Genomic DNA, 25,299 nt, shown 5'->3' with positions numbered 1-25,299 from the left:
GGGTCCGTTATAGCGTCGTGGGAGGCGAAACAGGCGGGCCCGTTTTCCTAAAGAGGGAGGAAAAAAATGGATTTCGCAATCAACGTGGTGGTGCCTGCGGCGCAGGCTTTCATCATGTTCTCACTGGGGCTTGGTCTTGAGATCGACGACTTCCGCCGTGTGTTCCGTCGCCGCACCGCCTTCGCCATCGGTGCCATTTCACAAATCGTCCTGCTGCCAATCGCGGCGTTTTGCGTCATCATGGCGTTCAGCCTGCCGCCTGTCATGGCCGCTGGTCTGATGTTGCTCAGCTTCTGCCCCGGCGGCGTCAGCAGCAACGTGATCACCAAGCTTTCACGCGGCGATCTGGCCCTGTCGGTGTCGATGACCGCTGTCACCAGCGTTATGGCCTTCCTTACCGTACCGCCGCTGGCCACCTGGTCGGTGCTGTATTTCATGGGGGAAAGCGCGCCTGACTTCTCGTTCTTCGAGATCGCGATCTTTACCTTCCTGGTGACAACGCTGCCTGTTCTGACCGGTATTGTCGTGCGCCACTTCTTCAACGGTTTGGCCCGTCGCCTTGAAAACCCTCTGCAGAACGTCGCCGTCATCTTTTGGGCCGTTCTAATTCTGGCGCTGTTCGCAGCCAACCGCGAGCTGATCATCACCTACATGCCGACGCTGGGCTATTCGACAATGACGCTGCCGCTGGTGCTGATGTTGCTTGGTCTGGCCTTTGGTAAAATCCTTGGCCTCAGCAAGACCGAAGGCAAAACGGTTGGCATTGAAACCAGCGTTCAGAACTCGCCCTTGGGCATTACGCTGGCGATTGTGATCACCGGCACCAGCACATCGCTGAGTGACGTGCCGATGGCGCTGCCATCCGCGCTGTATTCGATCACAATGTACCTCGTAGTTTTGCCGTTCATGTTCTACTTCCGCTGGAGAAGTCGCGGAGATGTACGTCAAAGCGTGGCTGCAGAGTAAGCCTCTGACCAAATATCAGAGTATGCACACGCAAATTCTGATCACGAAAACCTGCCCTTTTTGGGCAGGTTTTTTTTGACGCTGCCTTTCCAATGGGCGAGCTTTCAACGAGTGTTTTCTGCGGCTTGGATCGAGAAGTAATTGCCAGGCTGAGGTGCCCGGGAGTTCTGATATGAGAACAGCAAACACTGAAATGTTCGGCAGCGGACGTCCCGTCATTCAGGGCGGATTGCACCATGTAGGGTTGGCTGAATTGATTGCTGCTGTGTCGAACGCGAGTCGGTGGGCACAATCACTGGTCTAGCCTAGCAGGTGCCCGCCGACCGCGCCAATGAACTCGCAAGGTGCAAGGACATGACTGGCAAACAAATCGCGGTTAACGCCAAAAAAGCGCTCGCTGCGAAATACAGAACGCGTTCCGCCTGACGCAATGGTTTCGCGGGTCCTGGTCACAGAGAAAAGAAACGCGGTCCAGTTCGCCAACATCATCGATGCTGTCATTGGCGTGTAAGCGCCTTCATTCCAAACAGAGAATCTAGAGTGGGGGGTGTGGTAGCGGAGGAGGGACTTGAACCCCCGACACGCGGATTATGATTCCGCTGCTCTAACCAACTGAGCTACTCCGCCATGGGTGAGAGGCGATTTAAGGGAGGGGCCCGAGAGGGTCAAGAGGGAAATCTCCCTGAAACCGGATTCTTTTTGTGCCGGGCCTCAACCGGTTTCGGATGCGGATTGGTTCGGGTTGACAGCGCCTTCTGCGATGCTGCGGATAAAGGTGGCGCATGCGTCGGGCGCGGTGATCAGGATCATGTGGCCCAACCCTTCGATCTGTTCGTTGGTCAGACCATATTGCGTCATCGGCGCGCCGTGGGCAGTGGGGGACAGGATGGCGTCCTGTGCGCCGTACAGAATGCCTCCGGGTACTTTGAGGTCTGGATAGCGGGCCACTTGTGCCTCAAGGCTATCGTCTATGCCAACTACGTCCTGGGAGGCGGTGATGAAGGCTGATGGTCGCAGACCCAATGCGCCGCCGGCGCGGTCCAGGAAATCATCCGGTGCCGGTTCGGGGTCGAAGACGGCGCTGAGAGCATGAGGGGCGGTCTTGGCGGCCATGGGGACGGCAATCGTATTGCCGATGAAATTGCGCAACCATTCGGTCCTAATTTCGAGCGGTTTGAACACGGGCGGCGGGCCGGACATCACCTGTGTCAGCGGAGCCAGAAGCGCCAGTGCCTTGACCTTGTCAGGATAGTCCAGCGCCATCGCCAGCGAAACTGCGCCGCCCAGCGAATGGCCGACCAGAACGGGGTCGGACACGCCTTTGATATCGAGAAACTCCTGGATCATCCGGCCCTGCTCGGGCAGGCGTCCCAGATCGGCGGACTCGCGGGTTGAATACCCGCATCCGGGCCGATCGACAGCGATGACATGGTAGTCATCCGCGAGCATATCCACCAAGGCATAGGTATAGTGCTGAAGCTGCCCGGTGAGGCCGTGGATCAGGACAAGGCTCTGATTGGATGGATCGCCTTTTTCGACATAGTGGATGCTGCCGCCGGGCACAGGCTGGATCTGCCCCAGTTGCGGGACACGTCTGCCGCCGTCTTGAGTCAGCTTACGGGTCCACAGGTTCATCGCACCAAAAAATACAGCGACGAAAAGAACGATAATCAGAAAGGTCATCTCAATGGTCTCCGCTTTGGGATTTGAGGGGTTGGTAATGCTCCAGACCCGATTGGGCCATACGCTTTTCAAATTCAGACACGGTGCCGGGCCAGAGGGTTGTGTTGCGCCCCTCGGCATCCTGATACCACGAAGCGCAGCCGCCCGTCTGCCAGACACTGTCTGTGTGTCGGGCCTGCATCTCTTGTTCAAAGGCGGCCTGTCTGGAAGCGTCAGGGGTGATTGCATGCAGACCACCGCGCTGCATCTCGTCCAGAACGCGGCCAATATGGCGGACTTGCGCTTCGATCATCAGAACGACCGAGTTATGCCCCAGCCCGGTATGCGGCCCAAGCAGTATGAAGAAGTTCGGGAATCCGGCAATCGCAGTCCCCAGATTGGCCTGCATCCCCTCGCCCCAGGCGTCGCGCAGGCTCAGCCCATCCGCGCCGGAGATGTTCAGATAATCGACCATATCGGTGACGTGAAACCCCGTGCCCCAGATCAATATATCAGCCTGCGCCTGTGACCCATCGGCGGCGGTGATCTGGTCGCCCTCGATTTTGGTCACGCGATGCGGCACCACCGTAACGTTGTCGCGCGCAAGGGTGGGGTACCAATCGTTCGAGCTGAGGATGCGCTTGCAGCCGATCTGATAGGCGGGGGTCAGCTTTTCGCGCTCGGCCGGGTCAGTGATGGCTTTTTCAAGCGCGGTGCGCCACATCTTCATGGCGAAATTGACGGCTCCCTTTTCGCGGCGAAAAACACGGTGGCGGTATTCGAACACCATGTAGATCAGCTTTCGCCGTAGTTTCGGCAACAAGGGCATGCGCTGGTACAACCTGCGCACCCATGGCGCGATGGGGCCGTCTGGTCGGGGCAGAACATAAGGCGCGCTGCGCTGGTAGATGGTGACCTGCCCGGCCATTTTCGCAATCTCGGGCACGAATTGAACCGCCGAGGCCCCGGTACCAATCACCGCGATCCGTTTACCCGACAAAGGTACTTCGTGATTCCATCGGGCAGAATGAAAGCTGGGGCCAGGAAAACTGTCTGCGCCGGGAATATCGGGGATGCTGGGCACATGCAGCGCGCCGATGGCCGAGACCAAAATGCGCGCGGACCAGATGTCCCCGCCTTCGGTTTCAACCCGCCAATGGCTGCCATCCCACCGGGCGGTTTTCAGTTTCTGCTGGAACTGGCAAAGGTCGTACAAACCTTCATTCTGCGCGACCTTGCGCAAATAGGCTTGAATTTCGGCCCCACCCGCATAGGCGCGGCTCCAGTCCGGGTTCAGGTGCGTGGCCATGGAATAAAGATGCGAAGGCACATCGCACGCGACGCCGGGATAGGTGTTTTCCCGCCATGTGCCGCCGATATCGCTCGCTTTTTCAAGGATCGTGATATCGGTGATCCCGCGCTTGCGGGCCTCAATCGCCATAATCAGCCCCGAGAACCCGGCGCCGACGATCAGCATATCGGTTTTATGTTCCACGCGCCCCGCCCCTCCCAAAACGATCCAGATGGTTGTTTCAGGATATAGGCAGGGTGGGGCGCGTGGATAGGGTCTCGTTAGGTCAGGGGCGGATCACGGTTTGATCAGGCGCGCAGTTTCTCACCTTTTGCGTCGAACGGGGGCTCTTTCAAGATAGTGGCCTTGTGCGGTCGACCCAGCACCATCACCTCGACCTCATCGCCGGGCTGGGCGTTTTTGACATACCCAAGCGCCAGCGACATTCCGACCGTGTAGCCGTAAGTGCCGGACGTTACACGACCGATGCCTTCACCGTCTTTGAAGATCGGCTCACCGCCGGTCGCGTCGGCGTTGGACGCGGTCACGTCGGCCTCATCCAGATGCAGAAGAACCAGCCGTTCTCGGGCGGGGTTTTCAAGCACCTTTTGCGCGGCCCCTTTGTTCAGGAAACCCTTGTCGAACTTGCACAGACGGTCCAGCCCAACCTCGTGCGGCCAGTATTCGGGGCTGTATTCGCGGCTCCACGAGCCATAGCCCTTTTCCACCCGCAGCGACATCAGCGCGCGGCTGCCAACGGGACCTGCGCCGAAGGCTTTGCCCGCTTCCAGCAGCGCCTCATAAAGCTGCGCCTGATCTTCGGTCTTGCAATGCAACTCCCACCCCAGGTCACCGGTGAAGGACACGCGCAGGGCAAGAACTTCGACGCCTGCAAGCTCGATCATCGCCGAACGCATGAACGGGAAATCCTCGGTTGCCAGCGAGGTGTCGGTCAAGCGGTGCAGGATCTCACGTGATTTCGGACCGGCGACGTTAAAGCCGCAAATCGCTTCGGTGTGGCTTTCGAATGTGGTGCCTTCGGGCAGTGGAACCTGCTTGAAAAAGCGTTTGTGATACCGCTCGGCCATACCCGAGCCGATGATCCAGAATTCGTCCTCGGCCACGCGGGTGACAGTAAAGTCGCCTGCAATCCCGCCGCGTTTCGAGATCAGAGGTGTCAGGCAAGAGCGGCCAACCGCCTTTGGCATAGTGTTGGCAAAGACTGCGTTCAGCCAATCCGCCGCGCCGGGGCCTTTGCAGATGTATTTGGCAAAGTTCGAGATATCGATGATGCCCGCACGCTCGCGCAGCATCTTGCATTCTTCGCCCACAGGGGCCCACCAGTTCTGGCGGGTAAAGCCGTTGGTATCCACCGTGCCCGACTCATCCGCGAACCAAAGCGGATGCTCCCACCCGAAATTCAGGCCAAAGACCGCACCCATGGCCTTTTGGGTTTCGTAGATCGGGCGCACGCGGGCAGGGCGGCCTGCGCTGCGCTCCTCGTTCGGGAAGTGGATCGCAAAACGGTGGGCGTATTGGTCGCGCACCTTGGCTTTAGTGAATTCCTTTGTCGCCCAGGTGTCAAAGCGGGCCATGTCCCAGGCGAACATGTCGTATTGGGTTTCGCCTTCGATGATCCACTGCGCGGCCATAAGGCCCATGCCACCGGATTGCGAAAAGCCGGGGAGGATGCCGTTGCAGCAGAAATAGCCATCAACCTCGGGCACCGGCCCCATCAAGACATTCGAATCCGGAGACCAGATCATCGGGCCGTTGATGACGCGCTTGATCCCGGCTTCGCCCACGGCGGGAAGGCGCTCGATGGCGTTCATCATGTTCTCTTCGATCCGCTCCAGATCATCGGGGAACAGGTCATGGGCGAAGTCCAACGGCGTGCCGTCCTCGGCCCAAAACTTCATGTCTTTCTCATAGGCCCCGACCAGCAAACCGTTGCCTTCCTGACGCAAATAGTACTCGCCATCCCGGTCCGAGACTGAGGGCAGGCGTGTGCCATGTGCCTGCACATCCGGCATGGATTCGGTGACGAAATACTGGTGCTCGGTTGGTTGCAGTGGCAGTTCGATCCCAGCCAGTTTGGCGACCTCACGACCCCACAGGCCAGCGGCATTCACCACCCAAGGGGTTTTGATGTCGCCCTTGGGCGTGCGCACGATCCAGCTGCCATCTTCTTGCTGCTCGGTCGCGGTAACGGGGGTGAAACGGTGGATCTCCGCACCGCGCTGACGCGCACCCACCGCATATGCATTGGTTACGCCCGACGGGTCCACATTGCCACCATCAGGTTCGAACATTACGCAGCGGATACCATCGTAATTGACCAGCGGGTTCAGGCGTTGGGCCTCTTCAATGCTGATCTCATAGAAGTTCATGCCATAGAGCTTGGCCTTTGCGGCCTGCAGGCGAAGTTGATGTTCGCGCTCTTCGGTCTGCGCCAGATACAGCGAGCCGGGCTGGAACACGCCGCAGCTTTGGCCCGTTTCGGCTTCCAATGCATTATAAAGGTTCATTGTATAGTGCTGAATGCGGCTGATATTTGTGCTGTCATGCAGCCCGTGGATGTTCGCCGCCGCGTGCCACGTTGAGCCCGAGGTCAACTCATCCCGTTCCAACAGGACGACATCCGACCATCCGAGTTTGGTCAGATGATAGAGGATCGAGCATCCGATCACCCCGCCACCAATCACCACTGCCTGTGCATTCGTTCTCATGTGCCTGCCATATCCAAGTTGGGTTCTTTGCGCTTTCTGTCACCAAGGACGTCGCGCGGACAACGGAGAATAATTTCAATCTGGGTTGAGCAGGTTTAACCTGAGGCTAATCCGAAAAATCCAACCGGTGCGCGCGCCCATGGGCGGCCAGTCTTGCGTTCAGGGTATCTGCCTCGGGCGCGCCGGATTCCAGCGCAAAAACAAACGCATGGGTCAGATAGAAACAGGCCGCGTCGGTATCCCGCGCGGCCTCGCGTTCGTCTGCAGCCAAGGTGTAATAGCGGATCAGCGCGTCGTGATCATCGCGAGCATGGGCCTCGAGCAGCAGGTGATCCAGCTTGGACTTGTCCATCGAACCTCCGTCGGGACCGGCCATTGAAAACCGACCGGTCCGCAGTTTCAATCCGCGCGACCGTTTTCGATCTGCGTTGCGACCCAATGGTGGAAATTATGCGTCGGTCCGTCCATCGCGGGCGAGAACCGTCCGCCGTCAAACAGAACACCATGGCGACCCTTTTGCATGCCTTCTACAACAAAGACATCCTCTTCGAATACCGTCTTCCAAAGCTGCGCGTTCGAGGCGCGCAACCCGTCATGCTGCGGCGTATCTTCAATGCTTTTTGCGTAGTACAGTTCAATGTGTTCGACGGTGTTTTCCTGATCGACAGGTTCTAACACGATGGCAAAAGCGTGGTCGCGCTGCACGCCCAGCAGTACATTGGGATAAAGAGCGATATATTCGGCACCCTCGTCCCATTTGTCGCTGAGGCCCGGAAAATCTTCGAAAGTTGCCCCATCCTGATCGGTGAGTTGGCGATAAACCAACGTGCCCTGACCGGAATAGTGCCCGCGTGCTTCGATGTTGTAGTGATCTTCCAACCGGGAATAGCTGTTCAGACCGGGATGAACCCACGGCAGGTGATAGCTTTCGCAATAGTTCTCGACCGCCAGCTTCCAGTTTGTCTTGACCTCAAGCTTGAACGAGGACGTCTCGCCGCCGTGATGCACGGGCTGGTCGAACTCCTTCCAGCGCTCAAGAAGAGCGGCGTGGGCGTCTTCGAACGCTGGGGCGTTGCCGTCGACGTTCACAAAGATCACATCGCGCCAGACGTAGGACCGCACGCGGACCAGTCCCAGATCACTGCGGTCAACGTCTTCATGGGTGTTGTGACCGGGTCCGCCTACATGAGGGGTTGCGCGCAGCTCACCCTTCAGGCTGTAGCACCAGCTGTGATAGGGGCAGCGGATCGCGCCTCCGATCTTGCGAGGAGTGTCCACCAGGATCATGCCGCGGTGACGGCAGGTGTTCTGAAATACGCTGATTTCGCCGTCGCGATCGCGTACGATCAGCAGGGGCATGCCCAGAAAGTCCACAGGTTTGGCATCACCCTCCTCGGGTACGTCCTTACCGAAGCCAACCCCGGACCAATTCGCATAAAGAACCGATTTCCGTTCCTCGGCAAAAACTGCAGGGTCGACATAGTGTTCATTCGGCAGACCGTTGGCGATATTCACGTCGGCCAGAACGGAGGACAGAGGGCTATGCTTGTTCATCGGGCTCTCCTAAGATTGGTTTTAACTGTATTGGGGAAGGCGTGCGGGCGTCTCAATATCAGAAAACCTCATCAGAGAGTTATCTGATCTAAACCGAGCCGTCCTCTACCTCTTGCAAGATCCAGTTCTTCAGTGCGCGAGCGCTCTCTGACAACTCGTTGTCGGGGCGCCCAACAAGGTAGAATTGGTTGGGTGCGGTCAACCTATGAGGGCCGATGATGACCAATTTACCCGATTGCAGCATCGGTTGGATCAGCCGTCGCCAACCCAGCGCCAGACCAGCCCCCTTGCGGGCCAATTGCAACGCAACCGAGTAGCTGTTCACGCGCGAGTCGATTGGGATCGCACCATTGTGACCCATTTGATGGAACCATTCCGGCCATGTGGTCCAGCTGCGATCATCTGAGTCCAAATGGATCAAGCGCTCGGCGGCGAGGTCTTCCAGTGATGCGTCAACCAGGCGTTCGGCTATGTCCGGGCTGGCTACGGGCACAAGGTGGTCGCGAAACAAGGGGGTGTGTGAGAGGCTTTGATCGCTGTCACGACCATAACGGATGAAGAAATCAATATCGGGCCTGTCGCGAAAAGGCCGGTCCTGCGATAGTTGGTCGACATTTATCTCAGGCTTTTCGCGCCAAAACCGGATCACTGCTGGAGAAAGCCATAATGCAGCAACGGCCGTTGTTGATCCAACGGTCACCTTGCCGATTGCGGCCTGGTCCCGGATTGTCGCCAGTGTCTTGGAGATTTTGGTAAAGGACGACGACAGAGTCTCAAACAGGGCTTTTCCGTCTTCTGTCAGATCCACACCCCGATGCTTGCGTTGGAAAAGGACGGCGTTCAAGTCCCCCTCGAGCGCTTTGATCTGATGGCTGACCGCCCCTGGGGTGACAGACAATTCTTCAGCTGCGTTTTTGAAGCTGAGATGCCGTGCGGCGGCTTCGAAGGCGGATAAGGTGGTAAGGGGCGGAAGGTTATAGTGGCGTCTGGACATGTTGGCTTAAGAATCAGCTTTCGTGGTCGCGTTAGATCATTTCAATCGAGTATTAGTTTATTTGGGGTTGAATGCCAGATTGCCTCGCCAATTAGATGAATTTTACGGTCACGATTTCGGTGGATGTCGCCAAAAACGACAAAAATGTCGGTTCTGTCTAATGTCCCGCACGGGGCACGCTATAGTCGCATTCACCAAATTTATTGGGTCATGCACACGGTTTCGAGTGTTCTTCAACGGGGCTCAGACAGGCGGGCGAAAAAACAACAGCGAATGCTGACATTCGGAAAATGGCCGAAAGGGAAACTGATGGATTGGCATAGCCTCACCCCCGATTGCCAGATTAAACCACAGGTCAATAGCGATCTGCGACTTGTTCCACACAACGCAGATCGAATTGTCGGATCAACAGGTGGCGATTGGTGGAAAGCGTGCGGCACGTCCGATCTGGAAAGTTCATTTATCACATAATTGCGAAATCTCTGGGGGAAGCGCGCCGGTCGCGGTAGCTTTCCCCAAAAACGAACGACAACACGGAGGAAGTAGATGTCGATAAAGGACCCGTTTACGGACTTGGACATAAAAACGGCGGATAGCGGTTTTTATGAAAACAACAGCGTACCGATTGCGCTAATCAGTAAAGGCATCATGGTTGCGCTGGTGCTGTGGGCTTTGGTGTTCCCGGCCAATGCCAACAGCACTCTGGGCAGCTGGAACTCTCAAATCTTGGAAGTGTTCAACAGCTTCTACATCATCATCGTTGGCTTGTTTTTCTTCTTCCTGGCGGTCATTGCGATTCTTCCTTCGACGGGCAAGCGCGTAATGGGTCAGCCAGGCGAAAAGCCCGAGTTCTCGAATTTCTCGTGGTTCTCGATGATGTTTGGCGCCGGTCTGGGTGTGGGTCTGATGGTGTTCGCCACAGCCGAGCCTCTGGGCCTGTGGGGTTCGAACCCCGTTGTGGTTGCGGGCGAAGTCCCGGGTAACGTGCCAGATGCTGTGCAGTCGGCTTATCGCTACACCTATCTGCATTATGGTTTCCACGCCTGGGCAATCTATGTGGTGACCGGCCTATCTTTGGCCTACTACGCGTATACACGCAACATGCCATTGACCATCCGCGCGGCGCTGACGCCGCTGTTCGGCAAGCTGATGAACGGCTTCTTGGGTCACGTGGTTGACGTGCTGGGCGTGGTCGCGACCATCTTGGGTGTGTCGGTGACGATCGGGTTTGGCGTAAGCCAGTTCATCGATGGGCTGTACGCAATTACTGGTATGGAATGGATTATGGACTTGGGCGGCGAGGTTCCGACACCATCGAAAGTGGGTCTGATCTCGGGTCTGGCTGTCATCATGGGGCTGTCGATCATCTCGGCGGTGTCGGGTGTCGGCCGGGGCGTTAAATATCTGTCGAACCTGAACCTTGTTCTGTCGATCATCCTGCTGGGTACGTTCGTTGTGTTTGGCTCGTTTGTCTTCGCGATGACCACCTATGGTACGGCAATGGTCGACTATATCCTGCACTTCGTATCGCTGAGCTTTGGTGCCTATGGCCCGCTTTCAGCTGAAGCTTTTGCAGCGGCCTTGCCGGCCGAGGCGCAGGCCCATGCGGATGCGCTGATGGGTGGTGCGACGAATGCTTGGGGCAGCTTTGACGGCTTCAAGAGCGGTCTGGAAGGCGCAGCGGCTGAGCTGGACGAAGCGACGCTGGCCGCAGCCTATGCTGCAGGCGAGCAGGGCCGTCAGTTCGGCTGGCAAGCCGGCTGGACCACGTTCTACTGGGCTTGGTGGATCGCCTTCTCGCCCTTCGTGGGCCTGTTCCTGGCGCGCATCTCAAAGGGTCGCTCGGTGCGTGAGTTCATCCTGGGCTGTGTGTTCGCACCGGCGCTGGTGTGCTTTGCATGGATGACCGTTCTGGGTGGTACCGCGATTGATCTGGAATTGGCTGGTGCAGCGGAAGGCGCGATCATCGGTGCGTCGAATACCAACAAGCTGTTTGTGACCTTGTCCTACATGATTGACGGCGGTCTGCTGTCGATGCTGAACGTGATGTGCGTGATCCTGATCATGACCTTCCTGGTGACCTCTGCGGACTCGGGTATTCTGGTTATGAACACGATCATGTCGGGCGGCAGCCAAGAGACTGGCATTAAGCACCGTATCATCTGGGGCCTAATCCTGACGGCTGTGATCGGTACGCTGATCCTGGCGGCTGGTGACAACAACCCGCTGGATGCGCTGCGCAACGCAATGATCATCGGCGCGTTGCCCTTCACCATGGTGATGGGGCTGATGATGGTGGCGCTGGCCAAGGCATTGTTCCGCGACGGTCTGCGCGACAAGAGCGAGGTGGCGCAGGCGGCTGAATAAGCCTCCATTGCTCAAGGTAAGAGGCGCCGCCCCAAATTGGGGCGGCGTTTTTCATGTCACGACCTCACTCAAGGTCGTGAAAAAGTGGAACGAAACAGGCGGATGTGCCTGTCGTTGACAGGCGATCTGGCAAAGCAGCGACCTCTGTGGTGCAGCTTTTTAGACGGTTTCTGAAACTGGTGAAAGATCTGCATGCGGGGGGAGCTGGCCTGCCCTTGGGCGAGTCGGGCTTGGCAGGCGCTCACCCCCTATTCCCGCTCGTACCCCCTCGTTACAACAATACTGGTCAACTGAATTGCGGGATTGATCATCAGTATCCGGCGAAATGGGCAGAACTATTGTCAGAACATGTCCATTCTAAGAGCCAATTTGGAAACAAATTGCAGATTTGCCTTAATTTGTTGTGCGACATGAAATCTACTTGGTGGGAATTGACCGACGTCTGATGCAGCTAATGTTTGCGTTAAATGTCTTTCTGTGACATTTTCGTGAAGACAGTCATTTAACACTTTAGGGAATTTTTGGCGAAAAATCACAATCGAATGTTTTTGGATGTACCCATGTCTTCAGCAGGAGTTAGAGCTGGAGGACGATTATGAACTTAGGAACCGCTGGTACCGCTGTCCCGTCTGCTTTGATCGCTGCGTCTGTGACGTCGCGCGAGGCACAGATTTGCCGAGCCTCTCAGGCGGCTGAGGCAGCTTTCGAACGGATTGCACAGACAGCGAGGGTCACCCAAGAGCACCCGACCGAGTTCCAGGATCGGGTGTTTTCGATCTTTCGTTGGTATTTCCTATCGGCCTTTTGTACCCGGCTTTTGTCGGGCGCGGCGCACAGGATGGAACATCAGACTCTTCAGATGTCGATGGATATCATCAGCGCTGTCAAAATGGTTTTGTCCGATCACGAGGTCGAAAAAGCGATGTCCCTGGTTCAGAAGGAACAGACCTGCCCGACCGAAGTGCGCGCAAATGGCATTGGTGCACGAGGCCATATGGTGGGCTGGGTCGCGGCAGGACTGCAAAAGAAAGGCCGTGACTTTCCCAAAGAGATCGAGAGCGCTCTGGCCGGTGCTTTGGCCGCATCCGGGCGCCTGAACTAGACTGGTTCTTCAGGTCCGGGTTGCGGTTCCGAACGGCAGAGAAAGCGTGCGGTTCAACACTCGATCGGGCACTTTGATCAGCCATTGGAGTCTTGATCCTGTCAGCACTTTACAGAAGACGATTCCGAACACTAGCGCCGCCAGAACTGAAAGCGGGATCACCACCAGCGGCTCGGTAATACCCAAAATTTTGGATAGAATGATGCGCGTCCCTGCCACGGGAAGGAAATGGGTGAGGTAGATATACAGGCTGAAACTTCCGATTGTAACCAACCACTTGGCCTTACCCGCGTTCGAGGCCAGAACTACCGTTCCAATGATTGCCGAGGCGGACAGGGCCGATAGGGAAAAGTAGACCAGAGGAAGTTTCTCGAATCCTCCCGACAGCGCAGCGATGCTGAGCCCGAGGAACCCGATCCACAATGCGATCACCGGTAGCGCGCGCGCCTTGACCGCCGAAGATCTGATCCATTCAGACGCATATACTCCGATCGCGAAATAGACGAACAGCTTGGCCAGTTTATCGGCGATGACGACCACGCCTTCGGGCCAGACATTCAGCAGGAACTGCGCCTGTATGATGGCCGCAAACCCGACAATATAGACCGGGGGAACGCCGCGCAGCAGGCGCAATATTACGAAAGACAGCATGAGGGCGTAGAGAAACCAGATCGTCGGCAGCGGGTCCCAGGGGATTATCAGGATTTCCCACCAATAGGTGGTCGAATTGGTAATAGCGTTCAGTCCAAACCGAAAGGTGAAGATGATCATGGACCACAGAAGGTAGAAATAGAGGAAATAGATCACCTTGCCGCGGATGAACTTGTCTGCGGGGCCGTCGATAGCCTTTTTGGCAAACAGCCCGGCTACCAGAAAGAACAGGGGCATGCGCACGGGATCGAGGCTGTAGTTGAAGGTTCTGATCCATTCGGGGAAGGTCGGGTCGAACCGGAACCCGGCGATAGAATGGTGTAGAACCACGAAAATGATCGTCAGGCCTTTTACCGCATCAATCCAGCCCAAGCGCCCTGCCAATGATTGCGTTGGGGCCGCGTTGCTATTGTCCGAACGAATATCAGTCACTCTTTAACTCCCGAACCTGCACACAAGGTTACAGAGAAATGCCACCTGAAATGGGAAGCTTATGAACACAATGGCGAAGGGTCCCATGCCGCGTTGGGCCGAGTCAACACTGTTGGTGCCGAGGGCAATTGGCCAGCGGCGCCGCAGCAGCGAGACGAGTATTGAAAATCAGTAATTTGGGAATGGTGCTGCTGGAGAGAATTGAACTCTCGACCTCTCCCTTACCAAGGGAGTGCTCTACCTCTGAGCTACAGCAGCGCTGTGGGCGGGTGATTAGACTCAAACGAAACGCGGCGCAAGGGTGTCTGGACGGTTTTTTTCGCCTCCTGTAGAGAAAGATCATGACGGAAAAAAATTCACCAAAAAAACAAGGCAAACCCAGTGATGCGCGCGAAGAGCGGCTGAAGGCCGCGCTGAAGGCAAACATGGCGCGGCGCAAGGCGCAGGCCAAGGCGCGGGCGGTCGCTGGGAGCAAGGCCGATAAGGACGAGGGATAAGAGCAAATGGATTCGATTCTGGTAACGGGTAACGGGCCGCTAAACGGTCAGATCCCGATTGCAGGGGCTAAAAACGCGTGTTTGACGCTGATGCCCGCAACGCTGCTCAGCGATGAACCGCTGACGCTGACCAACGCGCCGCGTTTGAGCGATATCAAGACCATGACCGCCCTACTGCAATCGCTGGGGGCCGAGGTGTCGTCGTTGCAGGACGGGCAGGTGATTGCCATGTCCAGCCATGATCTGACCAGTCAGACGGCGGATTATGACATCGTGCGCAAGATGCGGGCCTCGAACCTTGTGCTGGGGCCTTTGCTGGCGCGGTTCGGGCAGGCGGTCGTGTCGCTGCCCGGTGGCTGTGCGATCGGTGCGCGCCCGATGGATCTGCATGTGGAAGGGCTTGAAGCGCTAGGCGCCGAGATCGAACTGAAAGACGGGTACCTGCACGCCAAGGCCCCCGGTGGGTTGAAAGGCGCGGTGCATGAGATGCGTTTTGCTTCGGTCGGGGCGACTGAGAACATTGTGATGGCGGCCACGCTGGCCAAAGGTACTACCGTCCTGAAAAACGCAGCGCGCGAGCCCGAGATCGTCGATCTGGTCGAATGCCTGCGCAAGATGGGCGCGCAGATTTCAGGCGAGGGGAGCTCGACCATCGAAATTCAGGGCGTCGACCGTTTGCACGGCGCGACCCATCAGGTTGTCACTGACCGGATCGAACTGGGCACTTATATGCTGGCCCCGGCGATCTGCGGCGGTGAGGTCGAGTTGCTGGGCGGGCGGATGTCGCTGATCGCGTCCTTTGCCGAAAAGCTGGAAGCAGCGGGTGTCAGCGTGACGGAAACCGCAAATGGTCTGATGGTCGCGCGCAAGAACGGGCGTGTTCGGTCGGTGGATGTGGTCACGGAACCCTTCCCTGGTTTCCCCACGGATTTACAGGCGCAAATGATGGCGCTGATGTGTACTGCCGAAGGTGTGTCCGTTCTTGAAGAGCGTATCTTTGAGAATCGCTTTATGCACGCCCCTGAACTGGTACGAATGGGGGCCAATATCGAGGTACATGGCGGCACGGCCACGGTAGCGGGCGTCGAACGTTTGAAAGGCGCGCCTGTGATGGCGACCGATCTGCGGGCCTCGGTCTCGCTGATTCTGGCCGGGCTGGCGGCCGAAGGTGAGACGACGGTTAGCCGGGTCTATCATCTGGATCGTGGCTATGAACATGTGGTGCGCAAGCTGGAAGGCGTAGGTGCAAAGATTGAACGGATCAAAGGCCAATGACAGACGCAAGTTTCCATGACGGGCGCGAGGCCCCGCTGAATCTTGGTGCCGAGGATGCAGATGACCTGCAGGTGATCTCGACCCTGACACAGGACGCGGTGTTTCCAATAACCGAGATGACATGGCGGCCATCCCAACGCCGCTTTGGCCTGCTGCTGAACCGCTTTCGGTGGGAGGACAAAGACGCCGCCACCCTGCGCGACCGCCCGTTTGAGCGGGTACAGTCGGTGCTGGTGTTCGACTCGGTGCTGTCGGTTGCAAGTCAAGGGATCGACCGCAGCGACAAGGACATGGTGATGTCCCTCTTGTCGATTGATTTTGAGCCCGGCGAAGATGGGGCAGGCCGCGTGGTGCTGACTCTGGCCGGGGATGGTGCGATCCGATTGCTGGTCGAAGCTGTGGATGTGTCCCTCAAGGACGTCACGCGGCCCTATCAGGCACCGTCTGGGCAGGCGCCGCATCATCCGGAATAAACGGGGCATAGCGCAGGCGTTTTCCGGGCCTTCCACAGGCCTGGTCCTGCGCCGTGCGACCGTGTTCGATGTGTTCCAGATGAGCCGCGCTCTGATCCGCTCGATCACCTATCTTTGTGCGGCAGACCATCACAAGCAGCCCGCGCTGCTGGCGGCCTGGACGGCCAACAAGGACCCTCAGACGATCCGACGCTGGATACAATCCGGCGCGCAGCTTTGGCTGGCCGAGATTGACGGGCAGGTGGCCGGGGTCGGCGGGCTGCACAACCGTTCGGAAGTGTCGCTGCTCTATGTCGATCCAGCCTATGTGCGGCGTGGTGTCGGATTAGCCCTGTTGATCCGGCTGGAAAGTGAACTGGTCGATCAAGGGTGTGCGGTGGCACATGTTTATGCCACTGCGACGGCACGGGAATTCTATCGCCGGTTTGGCTGGAGGGATGGGGGTGAGGCCGAAGAATGGCAGGGCGTCCTGCAATATCCGATGCGCAAATCGCTGCACCCGACCGACGAAGGGTTGAGGCCCTTCCCCTCGGGCGATATGTCCCGATGAAACGCCCCGGAGTGCAAGACGATGCCAGTTTTCCTTGAGACAAGCTCGACCGATTTCGAAACCGCCTTTGCCGCGCTGTTGTCGGCCAAGCGCGAAGACAGCCCCGACGTGGATGCGGTTGTGGCCGAGATCATTCAGGACGTGCGCGCGCGCGGCGATGCGGCGGTGATCGAGCTGACGGCCAAATTCGACCGGCTGGAACTGACCCCTGGTACTTTGGCGTTTTCGGCTGATGAGATCGCGGCGGCAGTGGCTGAGGTCACGGATGAGGATCGCGCCGCGCTGGAACTGGCTGCGGCGCGCATCCGGGCCTATCACGAAAAGCAAATGCCCGCCGATCACGAATGGACGGATGAGGCCGGGGCCACGCTGGGCTGGCGTTGGTCGGCCGTGTCGGCGGCGGGGCTTTATGTGCCGGGTGGGTTGGCCTCGTACCCTTCGTCGGTCTTGATGAATGCGATTCCGGCCAAAGTGGCGGGGGTTGAGCGTCTGGCGATTGCCGTGCCCACGCCGGATGGGGTGGTGAACCCCTTAGTTCTGCTGGCCGCGCAGTTGTCGGGTGTGGATACGATCTATCGCGTGGGTGGGGCACAAGCGATTGCCGCGCTTGCCTATGGTACGGACAGCATCGACCCGGTGGACAAGATTACAGGTCCGGGCAATGCCTTTGTCGCCGCGGCAAAGAGGCGGGTGTTTGGCAAGGTGGGTATCGACATGATCGCGGGCCCCTCCGAAATTCTGGTGATCGCCGATAAGGACAACGACCCCGATTGGATCGCGCTTGATTTGCTGAGTCAGGCGGAACATGACGAAAGTGCGCAGTCGATCCTGATCACTGATGATGCAGCTTTCGGTCGGTCGGTTGCCGCTGCCGTGGACAAGCGCCTTGAGACGCTCGAGCGCCGCGCCATCGCAGGCGCAAGCTGGCGCGATTTTGGCGCAGTGATCACCGCGCGCGATCTGGATGAGGCCGCCGCGCTGTCGAACCGTATCGCCCCAGAGCATCTTGAACTCTGCATTGCCGACCCTGTGGCGCTGAGCGCAAAAACCGTCCACGCAGGCGCCATCTTTCTGGGCCAATACACGCCCGAGGCCATCGGCGACTATGTTGGCGGCCCCAATCACGTGCTGCCCACCGCGCGCTCGGCGCGGTTTTCTTCGGGGCTGAGCGTGATGGATTTCCTCAAACGCACCACGCTGTCCCAGATGACCCCCGCTGCGCTGCGCGCCATCGGTCCTGCTGCGGCGCAACTGGCGCGGTCTGAAAGCCTTGAAGCTCATGGCCTGTCCGTCACGGCCCGGCTGGATCGTCTGAACGACTAAAGGCGCAAACCAACAGATATCAGGTGGAGGGCAGTTTGGAACACGTAGCAACCTTGTGGATCGGCAAACGGTTCAGCTTTCTCGAGCACCTGTGCCTTAAATCCTTCGCGGATGTGGACCAGACGCCCATCGTCTATCACTACGGCGATCTCGAGGATATCCCGGACTATATCGAGGCCCGGGATGCGCGGGAGATCTTTGACACACCCGAGATCTACCGCGACCCGATCATGCGCTCGGTCGCAGTCCACGCCGATCTGTTTCGCTTGAAACTGATGCAGCAGACCGACTACATCTGGGTGGACGCGGATGCCTATGCTGTTCGGCCGTTCGAGACCCGTGAGGGGTATTTGTTTCCCAAAGCCAATCTGGCACGGCAGCGGATGATGAACGGGGTTGTGGCTCTGCCCAGCGACAGCCCGGCTTTGAAGAAGATGTGCGATTTCGCTTTCGACAGCGACCTCGTGCCGTTCTGGTGGTCGGATGACAGAAAGCACGCCTATCGGGACATTTACGGGCAATCCACCTACTGGAGCCTGCCTTTGTCAACGCTTGGGCCGCCGCTGTTTTTCCACAGCCTTTATGGGACGCCAGAGCATGACATGAGCTTGCCGAGAGTCGAGCTTTACGCCGTTCCACTCCGGCATCGCGGTCTGTGGAACGAGCCTGATATGTCCAAGCTGGAATTTCTGGATTGGCAAAGCAAAATGTCCATCCATTTCTTTGGGTCGTGGTTTCGAAAGATATTCAAGGACCGGGAGATCAATTCCGGATCTTTGGTCGACACCTTGTTGCGCAAACATGCGATTGACCCGTCCCTGTATCCGCTGTGACAAAAGCCACAGGGCCGCGTTGCTCATTCAATTTTCTTGCGATAAGTCTGACCCGACCTGAATGGACCACGTACGCATGACCCGCATTTCGCACATAGAACTGGATGACCGAAACCTGCCCCCGCCGACGCCCGAGATCGAGCAGGAGCGCAAGGTCGCGATCTATGATCTGCTGGAGGAGAACTCCTTTGCGCTGCCCGCGCGCGACGATCGCGTGGTGCCTGACGGCCCCTATCATCTGCAACTGTCCATCCGGGACAAACGGCTGGTTTTCGATATCGCCACCGAGACCGAGGAAAAAGCCGCCGAATTCCACCTGTCGCTGGGCCCGTTCAAGCAGGTGGTAAAAGACTATTTCCAGATATGCGAAAGCTATTTCGACGCGGTGAAATCGCTGCCACCCAGTCAGATCGAAACCATCGATATGGCGCGGCGGGGCATTCACAACGAAGGCAGCCGGGTCCTGCAAGAGAGGCTGGAAGGCAAGGCCGAAATTGACACCGACACCGCCCGCCGCCTGTTCACGCTGATCTGCGTGCTGCATTTCGGGGGGTGACGGGTGACGCCTTTGCCGCAGTCGATTCTGTTCTGTTGCGACCACAACTCGGTTCGGTCTCCGATGGCCGAAGGCATCATGAAAAAGTTCTACGGCACCGGTACCTATGTGCAATCTGCCGGTGTCCATAACGATCTGGAGATCGACGGTTTCTGCGTCGCCGTCTGCCAGGAAATCGGCGTTGAGCTTTCGCGACACAGGTCGCGTTCCTTCGACGAGATGCAGGAATGGGGCGATGACCTCAGCTCGTTCGACCTGATCGTGGCGTTGTCACCCGCCAGCCAAAGGCGAGCGTTGGATTTGACCCGTATTTTTCATCTGGATGTCGATTATTGGCCAATAATGGACCCTACCGGACTGGGCGAAAGTCGTGAAGACAAGCTAACGCACTACCGACAGACCCGCGATCAGATCATCAAACATCTGAAGGACCGCTGGGGCGAACCAACGGAGTGACCATGAACCAGACCGTCGAAACCTATTTCAAAGCCTTCAACGCAGGTGACGTTGATGGTATGCTGGCCTGCCTGTCCGACGACGTGGCCCACCATGTGAACGAAGGCCAGATTCGCGTCGGCAAAGAGAAATTCGCCGCCTTCTGCGCCCACATGAACCGCTGCTACCGTGAAAACCTGACCGACATCGTGGTGTTCGACGCCCAAGGCGGCACCCGGGCTGCGGCCGAGTTCATCGTGAACGGCACCTATCTGGAAACCGATGAGGGCCTGCCCGAGGCGCATGGTCAGACCTACCGCCTTCCCGCTGGGTCTTTCTTTGATTTGAAAGACGGCAAGATCACTCGCGTGACCACCTTTTACAACCTGGCCGACTGGACCAAACAGGTGTCCTGTGGCTGAGGTCACAGACGTCCGCCCCCTGACCGGAGCGGCGCTTGAGGCCGCTCTGGACGATGTGGCCCGGTTGCGCATCAATGTGTTTCACGCATGGCCCTATCTCTATGATGGGGATCTGGGCTATGAGCGGAAATACCTGCAAGCCTACCGCGACAGTGCCCGATCCATCGTGGTAGGGGCCTTTGACGGCGACCGTCTGATCGGGGCCTCAACCGGTGCGCCTCTGGCCGATCATGCCGAAGATTTTGCTGCGGCTTTTGACGGGTCAGGTGTGGATCTGTCGGATGTTTTCTACTGCGCCGAATCCGTTCTGCTGCCTCACTACCGGGGGCAGGGTGTTGGTCACAAATTCTTCGACCAGCGCGAAGCTCATGCCCGCGCTTTGGGTTTTGCGAAATGCGCCTTTTGCAGCGTGCAGCGCCCTGTCGACCATCCGATGCGACCAGAAAGCTATAGGCCTTTGGATGCGTTCTGGCGGGCACGCGGGTATGAACCCCTACCCGGTGTCGTGGCGCAGTTTTCGTGGAAGGATATAGGAGAAGACGGCGAGACGCAGAAACCGTTGCAGTTCTGGATCAGGGATCTGAACGCGTAGCTGCGCCTTTCGGTCTCAGCGTGTCTGTTTGCGGCTGAGAAGGCCGTACTTCACCGCCCATCCGCGAAAGGACCGGCGTTTGGGTTTTTCCAGTCGAACCTCGGATTTTGTCTGTGCCCCGCCTTTGCGATTGAATTCGAACACGTCAATGACACGCTCAGCGCAGCCGCAGGCCTCGCCCATACCGACCTTGGTGAAATAGAACTTTTCGAAGCTTTCGGGGTTTTGCATGGTGATCCTCCTGACCCTATTGAACCAAGTCTGGGCCGGCAAGCCAATTCACTTTCCCGTCGGGCCTGTGTCGGGTCTATACATATCGCGCGATCCTGTCCTAGGGTCGCGCCAATCCATTGCTGAAGGACGCAGCCCATGAAAGTCGCAACCGCCGCCTATGACCTCGACTGGCTCGACAGTTGGGCGCAATATGAGGACAAGCTGAGCCGCTGGGTCAGCGAGGCCGCCGGGCAGGGGGCCGAGTTGCTGGTCTTTCCTGAATATGGCGCGATGGAGCTGTCGACGTTGGACGGGGCCGATGTGGCAGGCGATCTGGAACGTTCGATCCGCGCGGTGTCGGACCGGATGGCAGATGCGCAGGCCCTGCATCAACGGCTGGCGCGCGAATATGGCACCTATATTCTGGGCGCGTCCGCTCCGGTTGTGGATGGACCGGGCCGCCCGGTGAACCGCGCCGCGCTTTATGCGCCCGATGGCCAGCAGGATCACCAAGACAAGCAAATCATGACCCGGTTCGAGCGTGAGGCTTGGGATATCGCCCCCGGCGGCCCGTTGAAACTGTTCGACACCAAGCTGGGCAAGATCGGCGTTCTTATCTGCTATGACAGCGAATTTCCCCTACTGGGCCACGCGCTCAATGACGCGGATCTGATCCTTGTACCTTCATGCACCGAGGCACTCTCAGGCTATTGGCGGGTGCGGATCGGTGCGATGGCGCGTGCGCTGGAAAACCAGTGTGTGACGGTCATGGCGTCGCTGGTTGGTAAGAATGAGTGGTCCGAGGCCGTGGATATGAACACAGGCACCGGTGGCATCTTCGGCCCGCCGGACAAAGGGTTCCCCGGCACCGGCGTATTGGCTGAAGGACAGTTGAACCAGCCCGGCTGGACTTACGCCGATATCGATCTGTCGGCCATTGCAGAGGTCCGCGCCGATGGCCATGTGCTGAACCGAACCCATTGGGATGAGCAAACGCCCCGAGTCGAATCGGTCACAATCTCTGCTCTTTCGTGATTCCGGCCTTGAAATAAGCCCGAAATAGGCTCATTTAAGCGCACATCCTCGCAGATTCTGCGAGTGAAACGTAAATGTGGAGACAACATGGCCAAGGAAGATACGCTCGAATTTCCCGGTGTCGTGAAGGAACTCCTGCCTAATGCGACGTTTCGGGTCGAGCTGGAAAACGGCCATGAGATCATCGCACATACGGCAGGCAAGATGCGCAAGAACCGCATCCGTGTTCTGGCTGGCGACAAAGTTCAGGTCGAGATGACCCCCTATGATCTGACCAAGGGTCGGATCAACTATCGCTTCAAGTAACGCCCTATCTCATGGCGTTTATCCTCGGATCGGGCAGCCCAAGGCGGCTGGACCTGTTGGCTCAGCTTGGCGTGCAGCCCGATGCGATCCGCCCCCCGGACATCAACGAAACGCCCCTGAAGGGCGAGCTGCCCGTTCCCTATTGCAGCCGCATCACGCGCGAAAAAGTGCAGGCGGTGCAAGCGGATGGCGACGATATCACGCTGTGTGCGGATACCACCGTGGCGCTGGGCCGTCGTATTCTGGGCAAACCCGAAAACGCAAGCCAGGCGGCTGAGTTTCTGCACGCCCTGTCCGGGCGTCGCCACCGGGTTATCACCTCGGTCGCGGTGCGACGCGGGGATCGGGTGCTGCAACGCGACGTGGTCTCACAGGTCAAGGTCAAACGCTTGTCGGATGTTGAGATCAATGCCTATCTGGCGACCGGAGACTGGCAGGGCAAAGCAGGCGCCTACGCCATCCAAGGCCCCGCTGGCGCATTCATCCCGTGGATTTCGGGATCGTTCACCGGTATCGTGGGCCTGCCCTTGTCTGAAACCGCCGCCCTTTTGCAAGGCATCGGCTATCCCCTGTATCGTGAGGCATCATGAAGGGTCGCACCATCGTTCTGGATCATATCAAGGGTCGTGAGGCTGCGGCACTGATGGTCGACGGCAAGCTGGATGATTTCCTGATCGCCGCCGATGCGCCTGCACCGGGCACGATCTACCGCGCCCGCGCGGATCGGCCGGTAAAAGGGCAGGGCGGCATGTTCCTGTCTACGCCCAACGGCCCCGCGTTTCTGCGGCAGGTCAAGGGGCTTGCCCCCGGTGCGCTGCTGCTGGTGCAGGTGACGGGCTATGCCGAACCGGGCAAAGCCTTGCCTGTGACCGACCGTGTTCTGTTCAAAAGTCGCTACGCGATTGTCACTCCGGATGCGCCGGGCCTGAACATCTCGCGCTCGATCCGGGATGAGGACGAGCGTGACCGCCTGCTTGAGATCGCTCATGAGGTGATGGACGGTAGCGATTACGGTCTGATCCTGCGCTCGTGCTGCGCCGGTGAGGACGCGGGCGAAATTGCCGAAGATATCAGCGCCATGCTGGCCCACGCGGACGCAGTGGTGAACGACCCTGGAACCGAGCCGGAACTGCTGCTTGAAGGCGACGGCCCTCATGTTCTGGCCTGGCGCGACTGGACCGACCCGGCCGAGGTCGAAACCCGCGCAGGTAGTTTCGGCACCCATGGCGTGCTGGAGGCATTGGACACGGCCCGCGGCATTTCTGAGCCTTTGTCCGGCGGGGGGCACCTGTTCATCCAGCCCACCCGCGCGCTGGTCGCCGTTGACGTCAATACCGGCGTTGACACATCCTTGGCAGCTGGAACCAAGGCTAATTTCGCCTGCGCCAAAACGCTGGCCCGCGCCTTGCGTGTGCGGGGTTTAGGAGGGCAGATCACGCTCGATCTGGCACCAATGCCCAAGAAGGACCGCCGAGGGTTCGAGTCCGCTCTGCGCGCCGCCTTCAAGTCCGACCCGATCGAAACCACACTGGCAGGCTGGACGCCGTTAGGGCATTTCGAATTGCAGCGCAAACGGGCCCGGCTGCCGCTGAGCGAGGTGTTGAAATGAGCTGTCCGATCTGCGGTGAAGACACTGTTGCCACGTACCGCCCGTTTTGCTCGAAGCGCTGCGCGGATGTCGATCTTGCCAAGTGGCTGAACGGTTCTTACGCGGTGCCGTCGCAACGTGAAGAGAACGCTGAGGCGGATGCCGAAGTCGACGAAACCGGTCATTCGCGTCCGCATTGAAAAAATGTAAAAAAGGCTCTGGACACTGCCAGTGGCAAGTCATAGAACGCCTCCACCCAACGGCAGTCGCCGTTCCCGTGCCCGGGTAGCTCAGGGGTAGAGCAGTGGATTGAAAATCCTCGTGTCGGTGGTTCGATTCCGCCCCCGGGCACCACTTAAATCAAATAAAAACATATGCTTAATGAACTTGACACGCATACGCCGCGGTACGTTTTCGCGTTTGGGTGACAATTTGGGTGACAGCTGACGAGTTTTGCGCCTGGTATTCTTGTATGCAGACATTGATGGACACCGCAGCGAAGCACTGCTCTAAGCCCGAATGTATGAACCGGCTGCTGTTCGCAAGTAAGGTTTTGCACGTGCTCGGAAGTCGCTGATATGTATCCGGCCTTTGGATCGGCACGCGGGCCGTGGCCTTATTGGGGTTACGCTGGCACCGTGGTCTCATTAGCGGACAGGCCGTTGTAGCCATCTGGGCTCTCAGACTCTGGGAGCGTGCGGTTTCCGTTCCATGCTGTTTCTCATTCGCGAACTCCTTTGGGTCATGAGCGGCGTCTAAATGCCGACCATGACCTCATCTCTTGGGGCATCGAATGGTCTTCTGCGCCGCAGCACGCTCCAGACCATGCGGGCGAGCTTGGACAGAGCCGCACCAATCAAGAGAACGTTTGACTTACATTCCCTACTAATCCCCTACTAAATGGCACACCCCACCCTAATGACGGGTCCAGTTGCAAGCCACGAGCAAGCTCTCCCGGTCCAGGCTCGATCGCGGGGTAACTTTGGTCCATAGAAGGAGAACGGTTAACGTGACGGTTTCCGCTTCGTGAACGGTGAGTTTTCCAGATTTTCATAGACACATTTTCGCCATGATGAGACGATTTGCGGGTGGGTGGTATGTAGTGATTTTAGCACGAACTGGTTATTCGAACTAGATTTGAGGGGGTTATTGAGTGCAGCATGCCACCCCACGAGTGCCATTGAATGATAGATTGCAGCTACCCATCATGTACTTGAGGCCCAATATGTTGAACGTGGCTCTACGAAACCCAGCCGATTCCATGCGGCGCACCGCCCGCCCCCTCCATGCACGGCGTTCGCGTACCCAGGGCTCTTGCTGAACCGCGGGCCAAGGTCGGCTTGTCGGTAAAGAGGCAGAGACCATTATATGACCTCTGCCTTATCCCTTTTTGGAAGGCGGGTTTTCTCCACCTTTCGACGCCCAATTTGGACCAACAATGCTAAGAGCTTTG

At 58.1% G+C, this 25,299-nt stretch carries 26 protein-coding genes and 3 tRNA genes; 19 read left to right on the top strand and 10 right to left on the bottom strand.

What is annotated here, in order from left to right; all coding sequences use genetic code 11:
- Positions 1 to 66: 66 nt before the first annotated feature.
- Positions 67 to 966, top strand: a complete 900-nt coding sequence (locus ACR0L1_RS16495; RefSeq protein WP_480859900.1) for a bile acid:sodium symporter family protein — start codon at positions 67 to 69, stop codon at positions 964 to 966.
- 550 nt (positions 967 to 1,516) lie between these two features.
- Here ACR0L1_RS16495 and ACR0L1_RS16490 read toward each other — a convergent pair.
- The 7 genes from ACR0L1_RS16490 to ACR0L1_RS16460 form a co-directional block, all read right to left on the bottom strand.
- A tRNA-Met gene (locus ACR0L1_RS16490) sits at positions 1,517 to 1,593 on the bottom strand.
- Positions 1,594 to 1,677: 84 nt separating this feature from the next.
- Positions 1,678 to 2,649, bottom strand: coding sequence for an alpha/beta fold hydrolase (locus tag ACR0L1_RS16485; protein WP_480859899.1), 972 nt, complete (start codon positions 2,647 to 2,649; stop codon positions 1,678 to 1,680).
- A 1-nt stretch (position 2,650) separates the two neighbouring features.
- On the bottom strand, positions 2,651 to 4,123 hold the full coding sequence (locus ACR0L1_RS16480; RefSeq protein WP_480859897.1) for a flavin-containing monooxygenase: 1,473 nt from the start codon (positions 4,121 to 4,123) through the stop codon (positions 2,651 to 2,653).
- Positions 4,124 to 4,227: 104 nt separating this feature from the next.
- Positions 4,228 to 6,648, bottom strand: coding sequence for a GcvT family protein (locus ACR0L1_RS16475; RefSeq protein WP_480859895.1), 2,421 nt, complete (start codon positions 6,646 to 6,648; stop codon positions 4,228 to 4,230).
- 106 nt (positions 6,649 to 6,754) lie between these two features.
- On the bottom strand, positions 6,755 to 7,000 hold the full coding sequence (locus ACR0L1_RS16470; RefSeq protein WP_170773974.1) for a hypothetical protein: 246 nt from the start codon (positions 6,998 to 7,000) through the stop codon (positions 6,755 to 6,757).
- A 47-nt stretch (positions 7,001 to 7,047) separates the two neighbouring features.
- A complete protein-coding gene (locus ACR0L1_RS16465) occupies positions 7,048 to 8,202 on the bottom strand; it encodes an aromatic ring-hydroxylating oxygenase subunit alpha (RefSeq protein WP_480859893.1) in 1,155 nt (384 codons plus the stop codon).
- 88 nt (positions 8,203 to 8,290) lie between these two features.
- Positions 8,291 to 9,196, bottom strand: coding sequence for a LysR substrate-binding domain-containing protein (locus tag ACR0L1_RS16460; RefSeq protein ID WP_170773978.1), 906 nt, complete (start codon positions 9,194 to 9,196; stop codon positions 8,291 to 8,293).
- A gap of 546 nt (positions 9,197 to 9,742) precedes the next feature.
- On the opposite strand from ACR0L1_RS16460, the gene ACR0L1_RS16455 reads away from it, so the two are divergent.
- Both ACR0L1_RS16455 and ACR0L1_RS16450 read left to right on the top strand, forming a co-directional pair.
- Positions 9,743 to 11,563, top strand: coding sequence for a BCCT family transporter (locus ACR0L1_RS16455; protein WP_480859891.1), 1,821 nt, complete (start codon positions 9,743 to 9,745; stop codon positions 11,561 to 11,563).
- Between the two features lie 595 nt (positions 11,564 to 12,158).
- Positions 12,159 to 12,665 (top strand): hypothetical protein, encoded by a 507-nt coding sequence (locus tag ACR0L1_RS16450; protein WP_480859889.1) that lies wholly within the window; start codon positions 12,159 to 12,161, stop codon positions 12,663 to 12,665.
- Positions 12,666 to 12,674: 9 nt separating this feature from the next.
- Here ACR0L1_RS16450 and ACR0L1_RS16445 read toward each other — a convergent pair whose 3' ends face one another.
- On the bottom strand, positions 12,675 to 13,748 hold the full coding sequence (locus ACR0L1_RS16445; RefSeq protein ID WP_170790778.1) for an acyltransferase family protein: 1,074 nt from the start codon (positions 13,746 to 13,748) through the stop codon (positions 12,675 to 12,677).
- A gap of 183 nt (positions 13,749 to 13,931) precedes the next feature.
- Positions 13,932 to 14,006 (bottom strand) — tRNA-Thr (locus ACR0L1_RS16440).
- An 83-nt stretch (positions 14,007 to 14,089) separates the two neighbouring features.
- Between ACR0L1_RS16440 and ACR0L1_RS16435 the strand changes: the two genes are divergently transcribed.
- From ACR0L1_RS16435 to ACR0L1_RS16390, 10 genes are all read left to right on the top strand, one after another.
- Positions 14,090 to 14,245, top strand: coding sequence for a hypothetical protein (locus ACR0L1_RS16435; protein ID WP_480859887.1), 156 nt, complete (start codon positions 14,090 to 14,092; stop codon positions 14,243 to 14,245).
- A gap of 6 nt (positions 14,246 to 14,251) precedes the next feature.
- Positions 14,252 to 15,520, top strand: coding sequence for a UDP-N-acetylglucosamine 1-carboxyvinyltransferase (gene murA, locus ACR0L1_RS16430; protein ID WP_480504856.1), 1,269 nt, complete (start codon positions 14,252 to 14,254; stop codon positions 15,518 to 15,520).
- On the top strand, positions 15,517 to 15,993 hold the full coding sequence (locus tag ACR0L1_RS16425; RefSeq protein WP_170773990.1) for a DUF2948 family protein: 477 nt from the start codon (positions 15,517 to 15,519) through the stop codon (positions 15,991 to 15,993). Before murA ends, ACR0L1_RS16425 begins: the two co-directional genes overlap by 4 nt.
- Before the next feature lie 79 nt (positions 15,994 to 16,072).
- The gene (locus ACR0L1_RS16420) at positions 16,073 to 16,543 is read left to right on the top strand and encodes a GNAT family N-acetyltransferase (RefSeq protein ID WP_480859885.1); all 471 of its coding nucleotides are present in this window, start codon (positions 16,073 to 16,075) and stop codon (positions 16,541 to 16,543) included.
- Positions 16,544 to 16,564: 21 nt separating this feature from the next.
- Complete coding sequence (gene hisD, locus ACR0L1_RS16415; RefSeq protein ID WP_480859883.1) at positions 16,565 to 17,866, top strand: histidinol dehydrogenase; 1,302 nt, start codon at positions 16,565 to 16,567, stop codon at positions 17,864 to 17,866.
- A 35-nt stretch (positions 17,867 to 17,901) separates the two neighbouring features.
- Positions 17,902 to 18,699 carry a glycosyltransferase family 32 protein gene (locus ACR0L1_RS16410; protein ID WP_480859882.1) on the top strand — a complete coding sequence of 266 codons (798 nt, stop codon included), beginning with the start codon at positions 17,902 to 17,904 and terminating at the stop codon, positions 18,697 to 18,699.
- A gap of 76 nt (positions 18,700 to 18,775) precedes the next feature.
- A complete protein-coding gene (locus ACR0L1_RS16405; protein ID WP_170773997.1) occupies positions 18,776 to 19,255 on the top strand; it encodes a UPF0262 family protein in 480 nt (159 codons plus the stop codon).
- Between the two features lie 3 nt (positions 19,256 to 19,258).
- Positions 19,259 to 19,711 carry an arsenate-mycothiol transferase ArsC gene (locus tag ACR0L1_RS16400; protein ID WP_170773999.1) on the top strand — a complete coding sequence of 151 codons (453 nt, stop codon included), beginning with the start codon at positions 19,259 to 19,261 and terminating at the stop codon, positions 19,709 to 19,711.
- Positions 19,712 to 19,713: 2 nt separating this feature from the next.
- Positions 19,714 to 20,112, top strand: a complete 399-nt coding sequence (locus ACR0L1_RS16395) for a ketosteroid isomerase-related protein (RefSeq protein ID WP_170774001.1) — start codon at positions 19,714 to 19,716, stop codon at positions 20,110 to 20,112.
- Complete coding sequence (locus ACR0L1_RS16390; protein ID WP_480504844.1) at positions 20,105 to 20,704, top strand: GNAT family N-acetyltransferase; 600 nt, start codon at positions 20,105 to 20,107, stop codon at positions 20,702 to 20,704. The genes ACR0L1_RS16395 and ACR0L1_RS16390 overlap by 8 nt, the downstream gene beginning before the upstream one ends.
- A 15-nt stretch (positions 20,705 to 20,719) precedes the next feature.
- Here ACR0L1_RS16390 and ACR0L1_RS16385 read toward each other — a convergent pair whose 3' ends face one another.
- Positions 20,720 to 20,935, bottom strand: a complete 216-nt coding sequence (locus ACR0L1_RS16385) for a hypothetical protein (protein WP_480859879.1) — start codon at positions 20,933 to 20,935, stop codon at positions 20,720 to 20,722.
- Between the two features lie 138 nt (positions 20,936 to 21,073).
- Here ACR0L1_RS16385 and ACR0L1_RS16380 point away from each other — a divergent pair, with 138 nt between their 5' ends.
- The 6 genes from ACR0L1_RS16380 to ACR0L1_RS16355 all read left to right on the top strand — a co-directional run bounded on the left by ACR0L1_RS16380 (position 21,074) and on the right by ACR0L1_RS16355 (position 24,200).
- On the top strand, positions 21,074 to 21,952 hold the full coding sequence (locus tag ACR0L1_RS16380) for a carbon-nitrogen hydrolase family protein (protein ID WP_480859877.1): 879 nt from the start codon (positions 21,074 to 21,076) through the stop codon (positions 21,950 to 21,952).
- A gap of 87 nt (positions 21,953 to 22,039) precedes the next feature.
- Positions 22,040 to 22,258, top strand: a complete 219-nt coding sequence (infA, locus tag ACR0L1_RS16375; RefSeq protein ID WP_005978431.1) for a translation initiation factor IF-1 — start codon at positions 22,040 to 22,042, stop codon at positions 22,256 to 22,258.
- 11 nt (positions 22,259 to 22,269) lie between these two features.
- Positions 22,270 to 22,848 (top strand): Maf family protein, encoded by a 579-nt coding sequence (locus ACR0L1_RS16370; protein WP_480859876.1) that lies wholly within the window; start codon positions 22,270 to 22,272, stop codon positions 22,846 to 22,848.
- A complete protein-coding gene (locus ACR0L1_RS16365) occupies positions 22,845 to 23,867 on the top strand; it encodes a ribonuclease E/G (RefSeq protein WP_480859874.1) in 1,023 nt (340 codons plus the stop codon). Before ACR0L1_RS16370 ends, ACR0L1_RS16365 begins: the two co-directional genes overlap by 4 nt.
- Entirely contained in the window at positions 23,864 to 24,046 is a 183-nt protein-coding gene (locus ACR0L1_RS16360; protein ID WP_170790804.1) for a DNA gyrase inhibitor YacG, read from the top strand. The genes ACR0L1_RS16365 and ACR0L1_RS16360 overlap by 4 nt, the downstream gene beginning before the upstream one ends.
- Before the next feature lie 79 nt (positions 24,047 to 24,125).
- Positions 24,126 to 24,200 (top strand) — tRNA-Phe (locus ACR0L1_RS16355).
- Positions 24,201 to 25,299: the final 1,099 nt, after the last annotated feature.

Source organism: Ruegeria sp. J8 (assembly GCF_056531925.1).
This window is presented reverse-complemented; position numbering and strand designations above follow the sequence as displayed.

What these genes read in the sequence shown, in the direction of transcription:
- ACR0L1_RS16405 (WP_170773997.1), top strand. Translation starts at nt 18,776, where the DNA reads ATGACCCGCATTTCGCACATAGAACTGGATGACCGAAACCTGCCCCCG.
- ACR0L1_RS16460 (WP_170773978.1), bottom strand. Translation starts at nt 9,196, where the DNA reads ATGTCCAGACGCCACTATAACCTTCCGCCCCTTACCACCTTATCCGCC.
- ACR0L1_RS16395 (WP_170774001.1), top strand. Translation starts at nt 19,714, where the DNA reads ATGAACCAGACCGTCGAAACCTATTTCAAAGCCTTCAACGCAGGTGAC.
- ACR0L1_RS16420 (WP_480859885.1), top strand. Translation starts at nt 16,073, where the DNA reads ATGAGCCGCGCTCTGATCCGCTCGATCACCTATCTTTGTGCGGCAGAC.
- ACR0L1_RS16370 (WP_480859876.1), top strand. Translation starts at nt 22,270, where the DNA reads ATGGCGTTTATCCTCGGATCGGGCAGCCCAAGGCGGCTGGACCTGTTG.
- ACR0L1_RS16495 (WP_480859900.1), top strand. Translation starts at nt 67, where the DNA reads ATGGATTTCGCAATCAACGTGGTGGTGCCTGCGGCGCAGGCTTTCATC.
- ACR0L1_RS16380 (WP_480859877.1), top strand. Translation starts at nt 21,074, where the DNA reads ATGAAAGTCGCAACCGCCGCCTATGACCTCGACTGGCTCGACAGTTGG.
- ACR0L1_RS16450 (WP_480859889.1), top strand. Translation starts at nt 12,159, where the DNA reads ATGAACTTAGGAACCGCTGGTACCGCTGTCCCGTCTGCTTTGATCGCT.
- ACR0L1_RS16425 (WP_170773990.1), top strand. Translation starts at nt 15,517, where the DNA reads ATGACAGACGCAAGTTTCCATGACGGGCGCGAGGCCCCGCTGAATCTT.
- ACR0L1_RS16470 (WP_170773974.1), bottom strand. Translation starts at nt 7,000, where the DNA reads ATGGACAAGTCCAAGCTGGATCACCTGCTGCTCGAGGCCCATGCTCGC.
- ACR0L1_RS16360 (WP_170790804.1), top strand. Translation starts at nt 23,864, where the DNA reads ATGAGCTGTCCGATCTGCGGTGAAGACACTGTTGCCACGTACCGCCCG.
- ACR0L1_RS16365 (WP_480859874.1), top strand. Translation starts at nt 22,845, where the DNA reads ATGAAGGGTCGCACCATCGTTCTGGATCATATCAAGGGTCGTGAGGCT.
- ACR0L1_RS16455 (WP_480859891.1), top strand. Translation starts at nt 9,743, where the DNA reads ATGTCGATAAAGGACCCGTTTACGGACTTGGACATAAAAACGGCGGAT.
- ACR0L1_RS16475 (WP_480859895.1), bottom strand. Translation starts at nt 6,648, where the DNA reads ATGAGAACGAATGCACAGGCAGTGGTGATTGGTGGCGGGGTGATCGGA.
- ACR0L1_RS16435 (WP_480859887.1), top strand. Translation starts at nt 14,090, where the DNA reads ATGACGGAAAAAAATTCACCAAAAAAACAAGGCAAACCCAGTGATGCG.
- ACR0L1_RS16485 (WP_480859899.1), bottom strand. Translation starts at nt 2,649, where the DNA reads ATGACCTTTCTGATTATCGTTCTTTTCGTCGCTGTATTTTTTGGTGCG.
- murA (WP_480504856.1), top strand. Translation starts at nt 14,252, where the DNA reads ATGGATTCGATTCTGGTAACGGGTAACGGGCCGCTAAACGGTCAGATC.
- ACR0L1_RS16385 (WP_480859879.1), bottom strand. Translation starts at nt 20,935, where the DNA reads ATGCAAAACCCCGAAAGCTTCGAAAAGTTCTATTTCACCAAGGTCGGT.
- infA (WP_005978431.1), top strand. Translation starts at nt 22,040, where the DNA reads ATGGCCAAGGAAGATACGCTCGAATTTCCCGGTGTCGTGAAGGAACTC.
- ACR0L1_RS16465 (WP_480859893.1), bottom strand. Translation starts at nt 8,202, where the DNA reads ATGAACAAGCATAGCCCTCTGTCCTCCGTTCTGGCCGACGTGAATATC.
- hisD (WP_480859883.1), top strand. Translation starts at nt 16,565, where the DNA reads ATGCCAGTTTTCCTTGAGACAAGCTCGACCGATTTCGAAACCGCCTTT.